This is a genomic window from Photorhabdus antumapuensis (genome assembly GCF_020387775.1).
GTDB classification, from domain to species: domain Bacteria; phylum Pseudomonadota; class Gammaproteobacteria; order Enterobacterales; family Enterobacteriaceae; genus Photorhabdus; species Photorhabdus antumapuensis.
The window spans coordinates 84482-106236 of sequence record NZ_JAHZMK010000009.1; the positions used below are offsets into that span (position 1 = coordinate 84482).

The window sequence follows — 21755 nt, forward strand, 5'->3', positions numbered from 1 at the left end:
CGCTGCAACTCGAAATCTATTAAGTATATATTAGCCCCCATTTTAAAAACCCAATGAACGTCTTCTAAAGTAAATAGAAATAGTCCACTTCTAGAATAAAAAATGACGCCGACAGCAAGGCTAAATGGATTTTCATAATAGTGAGACTCTTTCTTCATTCTCTTTATTTCACGCTGACAGGATCATAAAAATTTTCTTTCAATTTTGCTATTTTTTATTAAATAGCTTGCTGCTTTAAGCCACAGTGTGAGTAGTTTAGCATTTTTACTCATACATTTAATTATATTGAGGGATGGTAAATCATAGGAGACTTTTTAAAGAAATATTACTTTCTCATTTATTAGAAAATTGTGCATATAACAATCATATTATCTTGATAAACAAAAGGCTATCAATTAGTATTCATCACGATTAAAACTGAGGTATTGATATTCCATACTGTTTAATAACATATGTAAAATCAATCAAATGAGCTGAATGAATAACAGTGATATTAGCAAGCAAATATGCTTTAGCTTGTGCGGTAGCTATTATAAATATCAATAAATTACACAAATACAATCTTGGTATAACAGGATAATATATGGAACTTGAACAGAAAGTATTATCAATAGTCAACAAAATTGCCAGAAAAAATGTCGAATTAGATGATGAAATTTTGAAGAAAAACTTAATAGATTCAATTACTACTGTAGATCTCATCCTAGAATTACAAGAGGAATTCGATTGCTACATATCAGCAACCGATGCTGAGTCTATTCTCGAAACCCCTAAATCAATTATCAATTATTTGAACAACTTGAAATGATGTTAAAAAAAATATCTATTAATATTGCTGCGTTATTATTCGCAGTAATTATTTTTTCATCCATTATAGTACTTATTAATAATTTCAACCAGAAAATAGTAGAATACAAATATATCAAAGACGATAATAAATCGAATAACTATATACCTACGATTACAGATCAACAAAATGTTATTGATTTTTCAAAAGAAAAATCACTTGAATATGGATTTAAAAATAATCATGTCATTTTATTTGGATCTTCTGAATTAACAAACAGAGCGCATAAATTCATTCCATATAATTTCTTAACAAAAAATTTAAATATTCCCACAATAGGTATTGGTAAAGCTCACTTTGAATTATTAGCAATTTATGGCTATTTATCGGCTTATCAAGAATATTTAAATAAAGATAGTAGAATAGTCATTATTCTATCACCAGGATGGTTTGAAAAAACAGATCTGTTACCACAAGCATACAATTCTCACTTTCCATCATATATTGCAAATAAACTCGCAAATGATGAAAATGCAAAAAATATATTTTCTAACTATCTCAATGAAAACAAAAATAACTTTGAAAATTTAAACGCGACCCAATTAAAATTAATTCATAAAGACAATATAATAGCATCATCAGTTGCAAATGTTTTGAATTATATAGCAGATGCAAGAATAAACATTAAAAATATAATAACCGACAATCATGAAATTAAACCTGACCATATTTATATCCTTCATGAAGCCCCTTTAATAAAAAAACAATTTAAAATTGCTAATACCGGAGTTCAATGGTTAAATCTAGCTAACGATGCTAGAAACATTGAACTTAGAAATATGAGCAAAGAGACACAATAGGTAAATAAAAAATATTATGAAAAATATGTAAAGGATAAAAAAAGTAAAAAAGCATTCCCTAATGGAATCAATTACAGAAAAGAAATGAATGCCCTTGAAAATATATTGAGTTTATTGACGAAATATAATGTCGATGCTCTATTTATTATGCAGCCATTAAATCCTTATGTATACACAGATACAAATGATTTTAAGCCCGTTAAAAATATTATATCAGAGAAAATAAAATTTCATGGTATGGGATATTTAAATCTTATTGAAGCGCAATATCAGCCAGGAGTATTAACTGATATTATGCATATGGGAGAATATGGTTGGTTATTAACTGACAAAGCTATTGTGGAACATTTTGCGAAATGAAATATTTTATAAAGGCTTTTTTATTATATCTTTTTCTAATGCTGACCTTATTTTATCATTCTGATTCTATCGTCAATGGTAACAGTGAAGTTAAAGTAAAATATGAATATCAGCAATTTTAGAATAAAAAAGGCATAAGAAAACATGTTTGCGAATTTTAATTTTTTCATTTATCTATTTTCAATCTCATTGGTTTTTTCTTTATTTTTTCTATTTTTTAATAAAAAAATCAATTTTAAAGTCGCATTAAGTATACTTTCTATTATTTGCTGGTGTATTATTTTTAGATATAAAATTTATATCCCTATAGCGTTATCTGTTTATTTCTATTTAATAACTTTAATTTTCAAGAATAATATAATTAATAAATTAACATCTTCTCTGTTAATAATTTCACCTTTATTTTTAGTTAAATTAAATTTAGAATTTAGTCATCTACTCAGTGTTATCGGTTTATCCTTTTTTACATTTAGGGCCATAGATGTCATTTTATTCTCTAGTAAGCAGCAGAAAATAACAACTTATGAATATTTTGCCTATTTATTCTTACCATTAGTTTGGCTGGCTGGCCCTATGTATAGATGGAACAGCTTCAAACGTGACTTACTTGAATCACAAGTGCCAATATCTTTAGAAAAATGGTTTGCCGGTGCGGGGCAAATATTATATGGTGTAGTTCAGAAATTTTTATTTGCAGCTCTTATCTATAATATATTTTTATCCAACTATATTAATAAAGACACTATTGAATCATACTTAGTAGTGGCTATAAGTTATAGTTTTTACTTATATTTCGATTTTGCCGGCTATACAAATATGGCTTGTGGCGCAGGTAAGCTATTTGGAATAAACTTACCAATTAATTTCCATTATCCAATTTTAGCCAAAAATCCACAAGATTTTTGGCGTAGATTTCATATTAGTTTATCTGAATGGTTAAGAGATGTCATCTTTATGCCATTATATAAAACACTCATGGAGAAAAACTTTTTCAAAAGTCATAGACTTTTCGCCCAGAATATCAGTATTTTTATCACATTATTTTGCATGGGTATTTGGAATGGCCTGGAGCTTAATTATATTATAAGTGGTGCTCTATTTGGTTTTTACTCAGTAATGCATAACTGTTTGATTAATTACACCAGAGATAAAGAAAATATCGCTAATATCTTAAATACAAAATTCATGTCTTTCTTTGGCAGACTGACAACTTTAACTTTAATTTGTTTTTCTTTATATATATTTAGTGGATACAGTTTTATAAAATGAAATATCTTAACGAATATAGCGAATCAAATTTTGATTTATTAATCAACGATAAAATAATAACGCCTTCTCATCCAGACAACCCCGTCATAGTGGGTTCAGATCACGTCATTTATTGGCGTGATTTATATTATGAGATTAAAAATTGGCATTCTAAATATTTAGAATTAAATTTAAATAGCAACACACCTTTGATTTTATACGGGCATAAAGAAGCTAATTTTTTAGTTTCAATTTATGCATGTATAACCTATAAGATCCCATTTATTCCAGTCGATATAATTTATCCGATGCAACGTTTGTTAGAAATTGCATCATTAGCCAACACACCTTATTACTGTGATGTTATTAACAATCAATTCAAAACGACAAACGTTGATTATATTGAATTTGATGAAGATAATGTCGCCTATATCATGTTTACATCCGGTAGCACAGGAAAACCTAAAGGCGTTATCATTGGACGTGAAAGCGTTTATGATCTTATGCGATGTATGGGTTTCAACCCCCTCTTTTTCCTATAAGCAATTACTATCGCAGAATTTTAATTATTCCTTTTTAAAGAATCTAAAACATTTTCTATTTTGTGGTGAAATCCTAAGTAAAAATCTCGTTAAACATTTAAAGAAAAGATTTCCATCTTCAATTATCTATAATACTTATGGTCCCACGGAAGCTACCGTAGCAACCACATTAATTGAAATTAGCGCTCAACATCTCGATTCCGATATGGAATTATTGCCAATTGGAGAGTCAAGATCAGGCGCTATTATAACATTAGAAAATGGTGAAATTATTATCTCTGGCTCTCATGTTATGAGAAGATATATTGGTGCCAAAACGGAAGATAATAATAGATTGACAATTAATCAGCATGGAACGAGAAGTTTCCGAACTGGAGATATCGGCAAATTAATTGACAATATCTGGTATTGCTTTGGTAGGAAAGATAACCAAATAAAACTAAATGGCTATCGCATTGAACTACATGAAATTGAAGAAAGGTTGATGAATCTTCCTATTGTTGATAGTGCTGTCGTTTTGCCATTAAAAAAAGAAGATGGTTCTATTGTTCGTTTGATTGCTTTTTGTAAATTCAAAACTATCCTTGATAAGGAAAATTTAGTTAACCTACTTAAAAAGAGTTTACCTTCTTATATGATACCTAGTGAATTCATCAATATTGATAATTTCCCAGTCACAAATAACAGTAAAGTTGACACAAAATCTTTATTGTCAATATATAACAACAATGAATGTAAAATTATAGAATAATTAACATAAAGCCGAAAATAAAAAGGAAAATAATATAATAATAATCTATGAAAAAATAACTTAAAATATATATTTTTACCATAGAAAATATATCAATAATCAAGTGATATTAACTATGACAGGTGATCAGCTCAGTATTCTCATCCCCCACTGATCACCTGTTTCCCAACATTAAAAGAAGACTTTCTATAATTTAGATACTATTAGTCGTTCGCAATGTTGACCATAATGCTTTCATGGCCTTTCCTTTAGGGAAAGCAATATATTCCGGTTCAATTAACGACGGCCGCCAGCTCATTTTATATTGACGTTGCGAAGCAGCAGGATAAACAATGCCACCTTTTGATGACAACCATTTGGCAACTTTATAAAAGATTGCCGAGTCATTGAAGTATCCTTCCTCGCCGAACTCCACCAAAGGCGTGAAGCCCAAATGAAGGTAGGAAACTACGCCCTCTTTCAGGAAGTCATTAATCGCAGTTTCATTAATAAATTGCATCGTGCCGTCGGGTATGTCCGGTTTTTTTCGAGATAGATTATGGAACCATCCCGATGTTTCCCCCCAAGTGTAGCTATAAACAATATATGCCTGAATTTGTTCTCCCTGAGTTGCAATATATACTCTGTGCTGGCCTGAACTCACTTCCACTGTATTGAAATCAATCACCAATTTTTTCAGGGCCTTCGCATGTTTTTCTTTCAACCAAAGCTGATTAATATGTTCTAGTTGTGGTTTAAATCGATAATATTCCTCTTGCGAGCAGATCTCTCGAACGGTGATCCCCGCCCTTCTGGATTTACTGATCTTATTTCTAATCTGCTGAAACCGTTTGCCTTTCATGCTATACCCATTAAGGCTCAATGAATAACTTGCCCCAAGCTGGTTCACACAAAAGTCATTATTTTTCAACAATACAAAATCACTCTTATCACCGTGTAGAAAAACCGGGAAAGCCCTTTTTTCTCTGGTGAAGCGGAGAAAAGAGTGCAAAAGTGCAGCTCGTTCTTCGTCAGAAGCCAAGATACCACCTACACACATATGCAGATTTTTGTCCTGGAAGAAACCAATAGCCCCCTTTTGATTAGTAAACCAATATGTTTCACTATTAAACAACAGGCTACTCAACGGGTGCTTTGAATAGCAGAGCACTTTTCTGAGATGACTGTTGCCAAGAACATCCTGAGCGTTCCCAGTGGCAATAATCTGCGGAGCATCAAGCAACATGCTCATAACGCTCACCTTGATTATTTCGGGAATACTGGACAGGGACGAACCCATGCTTCCTGGCAATATCCCGAATCGCCAATGCATCATTATAATCAATAGATTTACCGATGCTTTGATGAACACTCACCCCTTCAAGCGCCACAGCGATAGTTTCCGATAAACAAGCGAGATTTACCCCCGCAGGTACATCGATCACATTGCAATCACTATAGGCCACTTTCTCAGGCTGATAGACCAATCCACCCTCGTAAATTTGATGGTTGCCATCACGAATGAAATCGAACGGTCTGGCCGCATCAAAAACGATGGCGGAATCTTTCAAATAATGTGTATTCAAGAAAGGCTTACCTTCACTCGTTGCCGAGACAATAAAATCAGCCTGACTCAAAGAATGTTCATAACTCTCTATCGCTTCCAAACCAAAGGTATCAACGACTTCAAGAACTTGCTGATGTAATACTTGTGCATCTGTCACACCCGGATTTTGTTTAACAAGCCATTTTCTCATCTTATCCATGACCGAATCTGGCTGGATAACATCATGAGTCCTTAACACTGCGGAGAGAAGCGCCTTGGTCAGTTCAGAGAGCAATACGCGTGCTTTATTGGGGCGGCTAACCAAGATAATCCGGCCAAAGTTATGCGCTAAACCAATGACTGAAAGCCTGCCTACGGAGCCTCTGGCCCCCACTACCGCCAATGTTTGCCGGGATGCATTCTCAGTCAACATTGAGCGTATCCCCTCAATCACCGCCACCGCCGTCAGAGAGTTGCCATTAGTCAATATCCGACCCTGCCGATTATTCACCAAGCTATTACCACCATTAGTAATGACCGAGGTATAAGCACCTAAACCAACGATTTCAGCGCCATTTTTCTCTGCCACATCAAGATATTCCTTCATCAATACTGCCCGTTCTTTCGCCGACAATGCCATCATATCTTCGGGACTAATGGGAGAGAAAAGGAGCATGCCATTGGCATATGCCGTTGAACTCTCGACACCAAACTCAACCGCGATATCCGGATTAAAATCAATCGAGGAAACCTGCGTGATCCAATTACCGAGCTGTTTCTGCTGCTCCAGCGTGTAATTCTCCTTTATTGACAAGCAATAAGAATGAGCTAGCTCATTGACCGAAGTGGTATGAATCAAGAAAGCGAATTTCTTACCCTCAATCAATCCAGGGATAGGCGCTTTAATCTGGGCCAAGTTGTTATTTTTTGAAATCGGATAACTCACCGCAGCGGGTGGAAGCTCCGCAACCGGTATGTCTATCAAGTGTGAAAAAAGAATGTCATATCGTCCATTCTCAACCAGTTGACATATCTCATCAAAAGCCGTGAAAAACGTCTTAATATCCTCTTTGGAAACGTTAAGCGGTGGCTCAAAACGTACAGAACAAGGACGAGACATTAACGGCATAGTGAAAAGACCATAATGTTTCAACAAGAAACTACAAATGATATAAGCCAGGCCACCGCTTCTTTGACTGAAATTGATAAATATGTTGGAAGCCGCTTTGCTGTCCTGTATTTCAAGACCACGCATCAACCCAGCCCCTTGCCAGTAAAAATGCTCCGGGTGTTTAGCAGACAATTGTTCAAGACATTCATCAACATAACGGCTGACTTCTTGAATATGGGTTAACGCCTTACCATCATCTTTAGTCAGATGCTCGATAACAGCAATCCCCATCGTTGCGGCTAGAACGTTATTGGCAAAAGTGGAGCTATGTTTCCTGTCGAACTCGGATAAATAAAACTCATCTGAATACAACATCGCACCAATCGGCGAGATACCTGCCCCCAGCGCTTTAGAAAACAGAATCACATCCGGTTTCAAAGCGTAGAGCGTGGCTGCGCAGAATGCTCCCAGCCTACCGATACCCGTCTGAACTTCATCAAATACTGACAATGTGCCATTGTCTTTACACAGTGCCAAAATACTGGACAACGTATCTGGTGGAATAACTTTCATACCACCTTCTCCCTGTACCGGTTCAATGATAAATGCGGCAAATTCCCGGCTCTCCAGCTTTCTTTTTATTTCATCCAAATCTTCACTATCAACCTGCTCATATAATTTATCATCGTAGATAAAATCAGCTTTAAACCGATTTGATCCCGTAGCGGATAATGCCGAATAGGTTTTACCGTGAAAACTGCGATGCAAACTCAGAATACGCTTTCTGCCAGTAAACAGACGGGTAAATTTAATCGCAGCTTCCACTGTTTCAGCACCACTATTAGTAAAAGTACAGTGGGTATATTTTTCCTTATCTATTTGCTCTGCAAGCATTTCAGCCAATAGCCGTACCTTTTTGTGAATATTGGGCTGAAAGAAGATAGGTTCTTTATCTTTAGTGAATCTGTCAATTTCAGCGATAGCGAAATCAGGATTATGCCCAAATGGCAGTGCACCATATTGAGCCAAAAAATCCTTAACAACCCGGCCATCCGATAATGTAAGCCGGTTATCTTGAGCAGACTTAATATCCAGTTCAAGGCCCACAGAGTTTAATAAACTCTCACGATATTGATTAACAAACATAATTTTCTCTCTTTTTTTAGGTGCACAAAGTCATGCTGTAAACAGCATGGAAAAATCCTTGAGTTATAAATAGGTGATTCTAAACGTAATTAAGCTTGCTGCATGATCTGGTTAATCATTTGGAATTCTCCTATCGGATGAAATTTAAATAACTGTACTGCCAAATAGAAATTCATAATTTCTGGTGTTGTCATGACCTTAATCCCACCGCAACATCGGAATATGAAACTGGCAGTTTCCTCAAGGATCTTTTCCAAGGTATAACGTAACGCGAGAATCTTATGGACGGCGTTTTCATCCTGGCTAGCATAAAAGGCAATGATTAACATCTGACCGAGAATAACATTAATTTTATAATCCGCCTGAGTCAGGGTATATTTAATCGGTTGCTGTTCCACCACTTTCTCAGGAATAAAACGAGTAAGCCCATCAATAATGCCAGAGTAAGTATTCGCAACAAAGTAATTAAATATTGATAAACCGTAGGAAAGCACCATCTGTTGTTCAACCGCCTTATAATGAGAAAGTCGTTGAGGTGATACTTCGGCATCCAAGAATTTGATTTCTTGATTATCACTTTCAGCCAAAATTGCCAACTTCCAAAAGGGAATAACCTTAACATTCTGCACCGATTTAGAAATCATCACGATTCTCATCTCATTGTTATTATCGGTATCGCAGACAGATAATACATAATAGTCAGCAATCGAAGATAAGGAACAAGGTTTCTTCGAACCATTAACAAACAGTTTTCCCTCTTTAGAATGCATTTTAAGTGACGGTGTAAAAATATCCGTTCCAGGCAAGCCCTCTGCAAAAGCAGAAGCAACCAACGCTTTTGATGCCATAACGTCATTCAATAATACGTTGCTGTCTTCGAATATGTCAGGAAATTTACTGCAAGCCAGTACAATATGATTATGCATTGTTAAGGCAATACCAACTGCGGGAAGCCGGGCAGAAGCTTCACGGATAGTATTACCTACTTGATGAAGCCCATCCATATTGGATTGAGCCATCAAACGTAGGCATTGTGAAGCGGCCTCAGAACCCAACAACAATCTTTTCAATCTATCTGGTGTCAGATGTTGGTATTTCCCGCTATTCTTCCTGAGTTCTTCAACAATATTTGTCATTTTTAATTCTCCTTAGCCTATTCAAATAACCTGCTGAATAAGGCCAATATCTACGCTAAGCCCATGTACTTAAGGCGTGACTGCTGCATCTGTTCAACCAAGGAATGAGATAGCTCAAGGCGAGATTCCACCGTAGAATCGGACAACAACATCCCAGGTGCTAATTCATAACCTTCAATAAAGCGCAAATGGTTCTGCATACCTCGTTGATAGAACATTTCACGCTCCACAAACAAGTCATCAACAGATACCTGGTTCCATAACGCCAGCCCTTCTTCGATACACTCAAGAGCCGATTGCTTTAGAGAACTATCATTTTCGAGCGCCATCTTGACGATATTTGCACACACTGTCAGATGTCTTAATTCATCAGCATTGGCTCTGGCCTGTGTCTCGGCGGCGATAATATCAAAAGGGCGCCACTTGATTTCGCTGAGCTCCGAAGTTGGCGCAAGCACCCCTTCCAGAACAACAGTAATAATCAACACACCTGCAATATAATCATTTTTCAACCCCACCCACTTGTCGAAATAAGCTCTCAACGTCTCCAACATATTGGTCATTTTTCCTCGTAAGAGGCTTTCCATTTTTCCGGCCACATTGTCGATATCCGCAAAGCCTATTCTGACCAGATGTTCTCTGAATAATTTAGCATGTCTACCTTCATCAAATATCTGAGTCAGCATATAATCAAAGTTGATATTGTCAGGTGCCTTATCTGCAAGTAACAATAATGCTTTCGTTGCTTCATATTCCGAAATCGATTTAAAAGAAAGCTCTCTGATCAGAGATTCCCGCAAATCACCCGGTAAATAGGTTAGTTTAGGATCATTGGCATAATGGGTTCTTTTTCTTTGTTCAACACTTATCTGTTCAGTGAACCATTCATCCAAGCCCCAATCTTTTGCCTGCATTTCTACTTCCGATGCCTGTTTAATTAAATTCATAATATAAATTCCTCTCCAAATAAGTTATCTCTACAATCATTTATTTCAATGAACAGTTGGCTGCTTAAATATATTAATAGATAACTTAGGGAAATTTCCCAGTACACCTCGATCCAGGCAAATATGGACAAATAGTGCAATAACGCTGTAATTGTCCTTAAAGAACCAGATCCAGAGCAAACTAATCACACTGAGTGTGAATAAATTGTGGCAAATATTATAAATGGTATAAAAAGCTGGAGAAGGAATTTCTTTTTTATTCAGTAAACTCCAGATCCGCCCAGGGTAATAACCAATAATATCAATTAGAAAAAATAACAAAATAAATTGCCACCAATTTATATAACTTTCAAGTTGCCAGGTCAGAAATAAACTGATAAAAAACAATCCTAGAAACTCCCAACGCAGAATTTTCAATGTATTAATCATCTCTATTCTCCATTATTTCTCTTTTCATGATTGCAATGATATCTCCTGGCTGTTTAATCCAGGCGCTGTGAGGATTACCTTTGAAAGATAAGGTTATTTCCCTAACTTCTGCGTTAGGTATAAGACTTGCTAATACTTGAGTAGATTTCAACGGAGCCCAATTATCTCCTTTCAAACAGATATAAACAGCCTTGGATAAATTTTTATTCTCCGTCCTCTTATAAGCACGGACATGATAATAATTTCCCGTACAAGCAGTTCTGGACCAGTCCCGCATTAACCCCTTAGCTTCTCTTATACCAAAACCAATCTTTTTCCCAGGGAGATAACCATATAACGCGGTCAGAACATTAAAAATAATAGCTGCTGTTATTATCTGCACCCTCCCCATTCCCTGCCAATTCTTATACCATACGTTCCCGGTTGCCACACAAAACAGAGAAAATGGCCTGTCAGTTGAGCAGGCAAAGAGCGTCGCAATATGCCCCCCAAGACTGTGACCAAAGATAATAGGAATTTTATTGCTATTTAATTCAACAGCCTTGTCTAACATTACCGGAAGATAATCCCTTAACAGATCGGAATAGTTATAGTCATTTTCTCGACTTGGTTTAGGTTGATTGTCCCCATAGCCGGGCATATCAGCAGTGACGACCTGAAAACCCTCTTTTACCAGTTGTTGTATTAAAGAGTCATATTTCCTGATTTCTACCCCAATAGCAGGTAACAATATAACAACTCTTCCATTACTATCTCCCTGATAAACTTTATAATTACAGATAAAATTGCCAGCCACTTTAAAATGATTACCGTTAATATTATTTTTCATATCTATATGCTCCCAATAACTACATCACGCTCCAGTGACTGGCATTGGCGATAAACCCGCCAAAAAATTTGTATTTTCAATGCGATAGGCATCAAATGCTTGTCCATATCGCCGGGCTATTAGTGATTTTATAATTTATTATTAACCAATATAAAAGCCCCTTATACTTTCTTAGTAACAGGCTATAGATAAATCAAGGAACATATATTATTTTATAAATTATTTGCTGGAAAAATTATTTTACACATTAGAAAAATTTAGTTTCAAATGTAAATCATACCATTTAGATATTAATAAATAAGTTATAAGTCAATAATAAAAACATCAACTTTAAATGTATTGAATTTATATGAAACAATATTGACAGAAATCTATAATTATATAAAACAACAAATAGTTAATAGTAATAATGGATAATCTTAGTTTAAATAACACATAAAAACAATGAAATTTATTCATGAATCAATTCAAAAATACATTCAAAAAATTATTTCCTAACATTATTTTCATAAATTCATTTATATTGTTTTTCTATATACTTTACATGGCGACATTATTAATGTTCATGAATTATATCATTACCACTATTTAATTCATGCAATTAACCAGCCATTCTGCTCTCTTACTCTATGACTGGTTTTATATTAGTTTTAACTATAACGGCTAATTTTATAGCATTAAATCACTCGTTTCCAAAAACTGGCTATACCAAATCCTAAAATAAGCATTGGCAGAATAGCGAGCACGCCCTCCACGACAGGAGCATGTAATCCGACAGAAACAAGGTATATAATTGGAACATAGAGAATACAGGTAATGTAAGTACAGATAATTAATAAAATCAACGCAACGTTAAATTTATTGAACTCCCGCAACATCAAATCCGTTAATAAAAATAACAAAACAGGTAATGTAATAAGATAAGATGCTGTGGATACAACTAATGCTGAGATAAGGCTAAATAATCCAGCAAATATCCTTAAAATGATCTTGATATTTGATACAGTTCGGGCTAAACAACTACCAATCATCACGATTCTAAGCAAAATCTTGGGATTTCTTTAAATCTCAATGATAGGTAGCATTTTCCACACATCGGATGAGTGTTTTTCAGGTTTATCGTCCATAATAAGAAATGAAAATGAATTCCATCTTATTATTCAGAGGGCATTTCGATGAGCACTGCCGTTACCAGTAAAAAAACAAAAAAACCTAAGATTACGGCGAATAACGCTGTTGCTAACGGGCAAGTACAGTCATTAAGTCGCGGCCTGACTCTTTTGGAATATATTTCCGAGTCACCCGGCGGTATCGCCCTGACTGATTTAGCCCAACAAGCCGGATTACCAAATTCCACCACTCACCGCCTTCTGACCACCTTGCAACAGCACGGTTTTGTCCGTCAGATTGGCGATTTAGGGTTGTGGGTTATCGGTTCACACACTTTTATTGTCGGCAGCAGTTTCTTACAGAGCCGAAATTTATTGGCACTCATTCACCCGATCCTCCGCCGCTTGATGGAAGATTCCGGTGAAACCGTTAATTTAGCGATTCTTGATCATAGTGAATATGAAGCGGTTATTGTCGATCAGGTACAGTGTAATGCATTGATGAGAATGTCCGCCCCTATCGGAGGTAAGTTGCCTATGCATGCTTCCGGAGCGGGTAAAGCATTTCTTTCAACATTATCAGATAACCAACTGGTTCAATTACTGCATAAGAAAGGGCTTCATTCTTACACACAATATACCAAGACAACCCCTCCGAGTTTAAAAGAAAATCTGGAACAAGCACGTAAACAAGGGTATTCGTTCGATGATGAAGAACATGCTTTAGGTCTGCGCTGTATTGCTGCCTGTATTTATGATGAGCATCACCAAGCCTTCGCGGCTATTTCTATTTCCGGCCCAGTCTCACGGATCACTGATGATCGCGTGACTGAACTTGGTGCTTTGGTGATTCGGGCAGCCAAAGAGATAAGTAAAGAATATGGCGGGATTCGTTAATTATTTTTCTAAAATTATCATATCCTTCTCAGGGCATTGATTTTTTCGTGCCCTGTCTTTTCAGACCAATAAATTCAACTTAATTTACCATCCCGCTAAAAACATTATCAGAAATATAAAAGAATAATAACGAAATTATTTAACCAGTCTGAAAATAATATCAGTGAAAAATGAGACAAGGAGTCCGGGAATAATTATATTTTCGGACTCTCACATATATAGAAGGATTAGTTAATGGAACACTAATCAATGAGTATCATTCTGATTAAATCGCTTTTGATAAATTCCAAGTACCTGTCCCGTTGCCTCGATTAGAAAGAAGTGAAGTATATACCTTATATATTGCGCCAGGAACACCAGCATTAAAACAAGTATCGAGAAATCCTCCATGAACGCTATTATAACCATTCAGAAAACGGATAACATCGCCTTCACGAACTTTGCCATCATATCCATTGGTTGTATCTGAAAAAATATACCATGTCAGAGTATCAACTGGACGCGCTACTTTATCCGCAGTGTAAACATTATAGAGCTCAGGTGACGGCGCATAACCGTTAGTGCCGAGATATCCCCCATTATTCTGGTAAAGATTCACAAGAAATATAGCATCACCACTGTAAACCTCTGTTCCTATGCCTTTTCCACTCGCAGATAAAACTTGCCATGAACCTGTACCCGGACCACGCGTCGGCGAAGTAGCCGTGAGCACATTATATTTTGCTCCTGGTACATTTGCATAACCATTAGTATCCAGATAGCCACCATTGCCAAGATAGTTATTTTTAATATGGATTTTATCACCGTATAAAATTACACTAGCCATTATTATATCCTTAAATACTTTCACGAAGTTATATGTATGTTATATGAGAGTTTTCATGTTTTTAATTAAGAGTCAAAAATATCAATTCTTTTTATAACCACTAGTCGAAGCTAAAAAACCTTGATTTCCAAACTCTATAAAATTATAGAGCACCCACAAATAAGTGGATATATTTTTATTTCTTAAATAAATCATTAAATATATTATTTTAAATCAAACTCCAATTTTGCCTTCCTAATAATAAATATATTTCATATTGAACCCCAAGATTATATTTATTAGGAATATTCATACCCCGCACAAGAAAAACAAATAGGCATTAATTTATATTTAATTCAGGAAAATAATTTAATGAGGATAATAATATTAACTATTGGTGAAAATGGCGGCTGCTAACAGCAAACGCCAATTCCCAATAAAATCAGACTGAAACTTTGGCGATAGAGTAAGTTTCTATCTCAGTACGTTGGCTGAACCGCTGTTTACGGCGATATGCAAATACATCTTCCACATGACCGTTTTTAATTCGTTCTTGCAACGCCCGCCAGTAGTCTGCTTTAAATAAATCACTATGCATCTCTTCAAAATAACAGCGAATACGACTGTCAGTGCAAAGAAAGTGTCGGAACTCCTCAGGAAAAACATCATTTGGCGCCACGCTGTACCACGGTTCACCGGCAAGTTCATCTTCTGGGTAACGCGGCGGCGGAATATCACGGAAGTTAACCTCTGTCATATAACAGATTTCATCATAGTCATAGAACACCACCCGCCCATGCCGTGTCACACCAAAGTTTTTGAACAACATATCTCCCGGGAAAATATTCGCGGCAGCAAGCTGTTTAATCGCATTACCGTACTCTTCGATGACATCTTGCAACTTCTGTTCTTCCACCTGTTCCATATAGATATTCAGCGGTGTCATCCGCCGTTCCATATACAGATGCTTGATAAGGATCTTATCCCCCAGATCTTCCAGTTTTTCCGGTATTTCTTTCTGCAACTCTGCCATGAGTTCAGGACTGATACGGGCTTTATCAATAACGAAATTTTCAAATTCCTGTGTGTCGGCCATCCTCCCCACCCGATCATGCTCCTTGACCAGACGGTAACACTCTTGTACTCGCTCCTGAGTCACCTCTTTCTGCGGCGCAAAGTGATCTTTAATCACCTTGAAAACGCGATCAAATGAAGGGGAAGTAAACACTAACATCACCATCCCTTTAACACCGGGAGCAATCATAAGCTGCTCTTTGGAGAAGGTAATAAACGCCAGATATTCCCGGTAATATTCTGTCTTACCATGCTTCTGGCAGCCGATTGCCATATAAAGTTCAGACGTTGATTTGGCAGGCAGAATTTCTCTCAGCCATTCAACCAAAGCCGCAGGCAAAGGCGCATAAACCATAAAATAGGAACGGGCGAAACCAAATACAATGCTAGCATCAGCATAATCAGTCAGGCAGGTATCAATAAAAATCCCGCCAGATTCGTTATGATGGATCGGCAGCAAGAAAGGATAGACCTGACCTCCAATGCGGATCTTACCGACTAACCAAGCCGCTTTGTTGCGATAAAATAGTTCATTAGCTATCTGAAAAGTTGCCTGTAATAATTCTGCGACTGGAAATGTCTGTTGCAGATAGTCTGTAATATAATGAATATCTCTATCCAGATTTTCCCAAGGTAAACGCAGCGGCAAATCATTAAGAATTGTCCGTAACATTAAAGCAAGATTATCATTCGGGAAAAAGTCACGCGATAACGGGCGAGGAATATCCCGAAATCTACGCGCAGGCTGCGAGGTAAAAATAAATAATTTATCCGGGGTCAGATTGCGATGCTCAAACAGACGGCAATAAACAGAATTAAAAAAACTCTCGGCAATTTCAAACCGGGGATAATCCGGTAATAAACTGGTATAAACCACCTTTACCTTGGCAATGTACTCTTCATCATATCCGAAAGCACTATGTATACATTTAAGCTGCTCAACCACCAATCCAACATGATGATCATAAAGATTAATACGCTTTTTCATAGCTTGCTGAACCGCATGCCAGTCAGCCTGTTCAAAGCGTTGCTGTGCACCTGAAGTTACCTCCAGAAAGCGGCCATATTGTGCATCAAATCCCTGTAAAATAGTTTGTGCTATCAAATGTGCTGAATCTATCCCCATCGCAACTCCTCAATATATTCAGCCTGCTTATAGCAGGCTGAATAGAATCAGAAATACAATAATCAGAACTGTTGCTCTTCCGTGGAACCAGTCAATGCAGTGACAGATGATGTCCCACCCTGAATAATCGTGGTCACTTTATCGAAATAGCCTGTACCCACTTCCTGCTGATGAGAAGAGAAGGTATAACCACGCTCAATGGATGAAAACTCTCTTTCCTGTACCTTCTCCACATAATGTTTCATGCCTTCACCCTGAGCGTAAGCATGTGCCAGGTCGAACATGTTGAACCACATACTATGGATACCCGCCAGAGTAATAAATTGGAATTTATAACCCATTTCCGACAGTTCAGCCTGGAAACGCGCAATGGTCTTATCATCCAAATTCTTTTTCCAATTGAACGATGGAGAACAGTTGTAAGCCAATAATTTACCGGGATATTTGGCGTGAATCGCCTCAGCAAAACTGCGGACCATTTCGATATCCGGTGTTGATGTTTCACACCATATCAAGTCAGCATACGGTGCATAAGCCAAACCACGACTAATCGCCTGATCGATACCTGCTCTGGTACGGAAAAATCCTTCATAAGTCCGTTCGCCAGTAATAAACTCACTGTCATAAGCGTCACAATCAGAAGTCAGCAGATCAGCTGCATCGGCATCTGTACGGGCAATCAGCAGTGTCGGCACGCCGGAAACATCCGCTGCCAGACGCGCAGCAACCAATTTTTGAATCGCCTCTTGTGTCGGAACCAGAACCTTACCGCCCATATGACCACATTTTTTCACTGCGGCAAGTTGATCTTCAAAGTGAACAGCCGCAGCGCCAGCCTCAATCATGGCTTTCATCAGTTCAAAAGCATTCAGAACACCACCAAATCCTGCTTCCGCATCTGCCACAATTGGCAGAAAATAATCGGTATAGTCCGGGCTATCAGTACCAATACCATTTGCCCACTGAATCTGATCTGCACGGCGGAAACTGTTGTTAATGCGTTTTACCACCGCCGGGACTGAATCCACCGGATACAGGGACTGATCGGGATACATACTGGATGCAGTGTTAGCATCAGCCGCAACCTGCCAACCAGAAAGATAAATCGCCTCAATACCCGCTTTTGCCTGCTGTAATGCCTGCCCACCAGTCAATGCACCTAATGAGTTGACATAGCCTTTCTTTGCCATGCCGTGCAGCAGTTCCCACAGTTTTTTAGCACCAAGCTGTGCCAATGTATGTTCTGGATTAACCGAACCACGCAATTTAACGACATCTTCCGCACTGTACGGGCGGATAATCCCATTCCAACGGTCACTTTTCCATTCTTGTTCCAGTTGAGCGATTTGTTGAGTTCTGGAGATTGTCATAACTTCTACTTCCTATCTTTTATTAAATTAATCGGATAATGGTGGTTTGTTATTATTCGTTGCTTAGTCGAGCAATTGATATCCCGGCAGTGTCAGGAAATCTATCAGATCATCCTGAGTAGTAATGCGCTCCATCAACTTGGCCGCATCGTTAAATCGCCCTTGGCTGAAACGTGCTTCTCCAACTTCTTGCTTAATGACCTCCATTTCCTCTTCCAGCATTTGTCTGAACAAGCTTTTTGTTACTTTTTTACCGTCGGATAATGATTTTTCATGATGAATCCATTGCCAAATAGATGTCCGAGAAATTTCGGCTGTCGCAGCATCTTCCATCAAGCCATAAATAGGCACGCATCCATTTCCTGAAATCCACGCTTCAATGTATTGAACTGCCACGCGGATATTGGCGCGCATCCCTTCTTCAGTACGCTCTCCAGGACAAGGTTCCAGCAATTGCGCAGCCGTAATAGGTGCATCTTCTGCGCGGGAAATAGCTAACTGGTTTTGCCGTTCTGCCAAGACTTTATCGAAAACTTCCATTACCGTGTCGGCAAGACCTGGGTGAGCAATCCATGTACCATCATGACCATTGCGTGCTTCCAGCTCTTTATCCGCCCGGACTTTATCCAGTACCCAATTGTTGCGTTCAATATCTTTACTGGGGATAAAAGCAGCCATCCCCCCCATCGCAAATGCCCCGCGCTTATGGCAGGTTTTAATCAACAAACGGGAATAAGCACTGAGGAAAGGTTGATCCATCGTGACAGACTGACGATCAGGCAGAACCCGATCACTATGATTTTTCAGCGTTTTAATGTAGCTGAAAATGTAATCCCAACGACCACAATTAAGGCCAACGATATGGTGCCGAAGATGATAAAGAATCTCATCCATCTGAAATACAGCAGGCAGAGTTTCAATCAATACCGTTGCTTTGATTGTGCCTCTCGGCAGCTCAAAACGATCTTCTGCAAAGCTGAATACATCACTCCACCACTGAGCTTCGTGGTAAGACTGAATCTTTGGCAAGTAGAAATAAGGACCGCTCCCCTTCGCCAGCAATTGTTTATAGTTGTGATAAAAATAGAGCGCAAAATCAAACAACCCACCGGCAATGGGCTCATTCTGATAGAGAACATGTTTTTCCGGTAAATGAAGCCCTCTTACCCGTGCGATCAGAACAGCGGGATCTGATTGCAACTGGTACTGTTTGCCTTGCTCATTAACGTAAGAAATTGTGCCATTAACAGCATCACGTAAGTTGATTTGCCCTTCAATCACCTTATCCCAAGCCGGTGCTAAGGAATCTTCGAAATCCGCCATGAAAACTTTTACATTAGCATTCAAAGCGTTGATAACCATTTTCCGTTCTACTGGTCCAGTGATTTCTACTCTGCGATCACGGAGATCAGTTGGAATATTTTGAATTTCCCATTCACCTTCACGAATGGAACTGGTTTCCAAAATAAAATCAGGCAATTCGCCATCATCAATTTTCTTCTGCCAAATATCCCGATCGGCTAATAATTTTTTCCGTGCACCGGTAAACCGAACAACCAGATCTTTCAGAAAATCTACCGCCTCAGGTATCAAGACCTCCTGCTCTGCTGCGCCAAATCGTTTAATAAACGATAATTCAGTCGCTAAAGTTTGCTGCGTCATCTATTCATCCTCATTTTAAAGCACACCTGAATAAGAGTAATAGATATTTAAAATAAATCAAAAACGATTTCCATTTTTTTATAAATTTATTTTTATTCAATAAAAAACAAATGGTTATATGACAAATTACCTATTTAAAATTAGAGAAATCAATTCCATAAATTACAAGATCATTTAGTTAAGTTTTTGTTATATAAGATAAACTACAAAAAGTGCGACATTTTGATAGGTGTTAATAACAGGAAAGTAGAAAAAATCAGAAGGGCTAAATGGCTGAATCTCAGCCATTTATAAAGATATTAATCCAGTGTTGGATTCATGTAGGTAAGATCATATGGCGTAATCTGGTACACATAATAATTCAGCCAATTAGAAAATAATAAATGCCCGTGACTACGCCATAATGCTAGTGGTTTTCTTTCTGGATTATTATCTGGAAAATAATTTATTGGGATCTTTGGATCTAAACCTGCTGCCAAATCACGTAAATATTCACTAGCCAACGTTCCTACATCATATTCAGGATGGCCTGTGACAAATACCATGCGTTTATCTTTACTCGCCAGTAAATATCCCCCTGCCTCCTCAGAACTGGAAAGAATATCCAAATCAGTATGTTCACGAATAACCTGCTCAGGAAAATCTGCATAGCGAGAATGAGGAGCAAAAAAAGATTCATCAAAGCCACGAGTTAATAATGCTAAAGGGTCCAGAGTAGAGTGATAATAAACACCTGATAGTTTTACTTCTCTGGTAAACTTCGGTAAGCCGTACAAAATATTCAAAGCTGCTTGCACAGCCCAACAAATAAATAAGGTAGAAGTGACATGTTCCTTTGCCCAACTAATGATTCTTTCAATCTGCTCCCAATATGCCACATCTTCGAATTCAACTAATCCTAATGGCGCACCGGTAACAATTAAGCCATCAAAGTTTTGATGTTTTATCTGCTCGAAATCACAATAAAAGTTATTCAAATGCTCAGCGGGCGTATTCCTACACTTCCGGTTATCTATTCTCAATAGCTGGATATCTACCTGTAAAGGCGTATTGGATAGTAATCTTAAAAATTGATTTTCAGTCTCAATTTTCTTTGGCATCAGGTTAAGCAGCAATACCTTTAGTGGACGTATATTTTGAATATTTGCACGAGTAGATGTCATCACGAACACATTCTCATTTCGTAAAAAATTCACTGCGGGTAATTCATCCGGTATACAAATTGGCATGCTATAACCTCGATTTTTTTATCCATTTACACGTTTAGACTTCTAGACAGCTAAATCTAACTAAGTATTAACAGAATGTCGAGGCTTTACAAGATAAGCTGAAATTATTTCATTTTTAGTTTCACAACAATGTTCAACATGATAATGGCTAATAAATTTTCAGCATTTATAACATAAAATAATTTAAATTATATTTATTATATGAAAAAACAATAAAGAAAATTAAAAATGGAATGAAACATATTAAAAATCAATGGCATTTTCATTAGAAATGAGGAAGATCAAAACAAAAAGGCAAAATTATAAGAAGTCAAATTACAAGCTATCAATATTAAAAACAATACACTCTAAGAAAGTAACAAGACTAATTGATAAAATATTCTTATTATTAATATGAGCTATAAGGTTTATCTTCAATACTGGAATATGAAATTTTCTTATAATAACAAGCTAATTTGAATCAGATGCTAATAATAAGTATGGAAAGAGAAAAAATAGGCAATTACACAATTTAAATTACAGACTCTTAGAGTCTGTTAATAACCGGCTCGATGATGTTTATGAATATATAGAGAGATTTTCGTCATGCTCGGCTGAACTTAGGATAACATTACTCATTTTTTTCCTATCAGTTCAAAAAGCTATTTAAATTATTTTTTATGTCTGCTATCACTACAACATATTTTAATTATTCAAGACTGATAAGACCAACTATCTGTTTCTTAAAGGGAATAAGTAAATAAATAATACCTTAAAACGCAAAAACCCCCAGCTTGCGCTGAGGGTTTCTACTGTATTTAAAGCCTGGCAGT

The 21755-nt window shown here is 37.1% G+C and carries 17 protein-coding genes and 1 pseudogene; 6 read left to right on the top strand and 12 right to left on the bottom strand.

Translation table 11 applies throughout. The annotated features are described in order from the left end of the window. Window positions 1–583 precede the first annotated feature (583 nt). The 5 genes and pseudogenes from KZ793_RS02025 to KZ793_RS02045 all read left to right on the top strand — a co-directional run bounded on the left by KZ793_RS02025 (window position 584) and on the right by KZ793_RS02045 (window position 4548). Window positions 584–808 carry a phosphopantetheine-binding protein gene (locus KZ793_RS02025; protein ID WP_225813054.1) on the top strand — a complete coding sequence of 75 codons (225 nt, stop codon included), beginning with the start codon at window positions 584–586 and terminating at the stop codon, window positions 806–808. Beyond that, window positions 808–2007: pseudogene (locus KZ793_RS02030) on the top strand (D-alanyl-lipoteichoic acid biosynthesis protein DltD). Before KZ793_RS02025 ends, KZ793_RS02030 begins: the two are co-directional and overlap by 1 nt. A 144-nt stretch (window positions 2008–2151) precedes the next feature. Then, window positions 2152–3276, top strand: coding sequence for an MBOAT family O-acyltransferase (locus KZ793_RS02035; protein ID WP_225813055.1), 1125 nt, complete (start codon window positions 2152–2154; stop codon window positions 3274–3276). Next, a complete protein-coding gene (locus KZ793_RS02040) occupies window positions 3273–3797 on the top strand; it encodes an AMP-binding protein (protein WP_225813056.1) in 525 nt (174 codons plus the stop codon). Before KZ793_RS02035 ends, KZ793_RS02040 begins: the two co-directional genes overlap by 4 nt. Further along, complete coding sequence (locus KZ793_RS02045; RefSeq protein ID WP_225813083.1) at window positions 3751–4548, top strand: AMP-binding protein; 798 nt, start codon at window positions 3751–3753, stop codon at window positions 4546–4548. Before KZ793_RS02040 ends, KZ793_RS02045 begins: the two co-directional genes overlap by 47 nt. 193 nt (window positions 4549–4741) lie before the next feature. On the opposite strand, the gene KZ793_RS02050 is transcribed toward KZ793_RS02045, so the two are convergent. The 7 genes from KZ793_RS02050 to KZ793_RS02080 form a co-directional block, all read right to left on the bottom strand. Next, window positions 4742–5779: a DUF2156 domain-containing protein gene (locus tag KZ793_RS02050; RefSeq protein WP_225813057.1), complete on the bottom strand. Its 1038-nt coding sequence runs from the start codon at window positions 5777–5779 to the stop codon at window positions 4742–4744. Further along, window positions 5763–8330 (bottom strand): aminotransferase class III-fold pyridoxal phosphate-dependent enzyme, encoded by a 2568-nt coding sequence (locus KZ793_RS02055; protein WP_225813058.1) that lies wholly within the window; start codon window positions 8328–8330, stop codon window positions 5763–5765. Before KZ793_RS02055 ends, KZ793_RS02050 begins: the two co-directional genes overlap by 17 nt. An 89-nt stretch (window positions 8331–8419) precedes the next feature. After that, window positions 8420–9466, bottom strand: a complete 1047-nt coding sequence (locus KZ793_RS02060) for an acyl-CoA dehydrogenase (protein ID WP_225813059.1) — start codon at window positions 9464–9466, stop codon at window positions 8420–8422. Window positions 9467–9516: 50 nt separating this feature from the next. Then, window positions 9517–10413, bottom strand: a complete 897-nt coding sequence (locus KZ793_RS02065; RefSeq protein WP_225813060.1) for a hypothetical protein — start codon at window positions 10411–10413, stop codon at window positions 9517–9519. Between the two features lie 45 nt (window positions 10414–10458). Further along, window positions 10459–10842 (bottom strand): hypothetical protein, encoded by a 384-nt coding sequence (locus KZ793_RS02070; protein WP_225813061.1) that lies wholly within the window; start codon window positions 10840–10842, stop codon window positions 10459–10461. Continuing rightward, a complete protein-coding gene (locus KZ793_RS02075; protein ID WP_225813063.1) occupies window positions 10835–11671 on the bottom strand; it encodes an alpha/beta fold hydrolase in 837 nt (278 codons plus the stop codon). Before KZ793_RS02075 ends, KZ793_RS02070 begins: the two co-directional genes overlap by 8 nt. A 677-nt stretch (window positions 11672–12348) precedes the next feature. After that, window positions 12349–12702 carry a hypothetical protein gene (locus KZ793_RS02080; protein WP_225813065.1) on the bottom strand — a complete coding sequence of 118 codons (354 nt, stop codon included), beginning with the start codon at window positions 12700–12702 and terminating at the stop codon, window positions 12349–12351. Between the two features lie 144 nt (window positions 12703–12846). Here KZ793_RS02080 and iclR point away from each other — a divergent pair, with 144 nt between their 5' ends. Beyond that, on the top strand, window positions 12847–13677 hold the full coding sequence (gene iclR, locus KZ793_RS02085; RefSeq protein ID WP_225813067.1) for a glyoxylate bypass operon transcriptional repressor IclR: 831 nt from the start codon (window positions 12847–12849) through the stop codon (window positions 13675–13677). Window positions 13678–13942: 265 nt separating this feature from the next. Here iclR and KZ793_RS02090 read toward each other — a convergent pair whose 3' ends face one another. The 5 genes from KZ793_RS02090 to metA form a co-directional block, all read right to left on the bottom strand. Continuing rightward, window positions 13943–14503, bottom strand: a complete 561-nt coding sequence (locus KZ793_RS02090) for a hypothetical protein (protein WP_225813069.1) — start codon at window positions 14501–14503, stop codon at window positions 13943–13945. Window positions 14504–14924: 421 nt separating this feature from the next. Next, window positions 14925–16682, bottom strand: coding sequence for a bifunctional isocitrate dehydrogenase kinase/phosphatase (gene aceK / locus KZ793_RS02095; protein ID WP_225813071.1), 1758 nt, complete (start codon window positions 16680–16682; stop codon window positions 14925–14927). Window positions 16683–16744: 62 nt separating this feature from the next. Continuing rightward, the gene (gene aceA / locus KZ793_RS02100) at window positions 16745–18052 is read right to left on the bottom strand and encodes an isocitrate lyase (RefSeq protein ID WP_225813072.1); all 1308 of its coding nucleotides are present in this window, start codon (window positions 18050–18052) and stop codon (window positions 16745–16747) included. 63 nt (window positions 18053–18115) lie between these two features. Continuing rightward, on the bottom strand, window positions 18116–19714 hold the full coding sequence (gene aceB, locus KZ793_RS02105; RefSeq protein ID WP_225813074.1) for a malate synthase A: 1599 nt from the start codon (window positions 19712–19714) through the stop codon (window positions 18116–18118). Window positions 19715–20013: 299 nt separating this feature from the next. Next, a complete protein-coding gene (gene metA, locus KZ793_RS02110; protein ID WP_225813075.1) occupies window positions 20014–20943 on the bottom strand; it encodes a homoserine O-acetyltransferase MetA in 930 nt (309 codons plus the stop codon). Window positions 20944–21755: the final 812 nt, after the last annotated feature.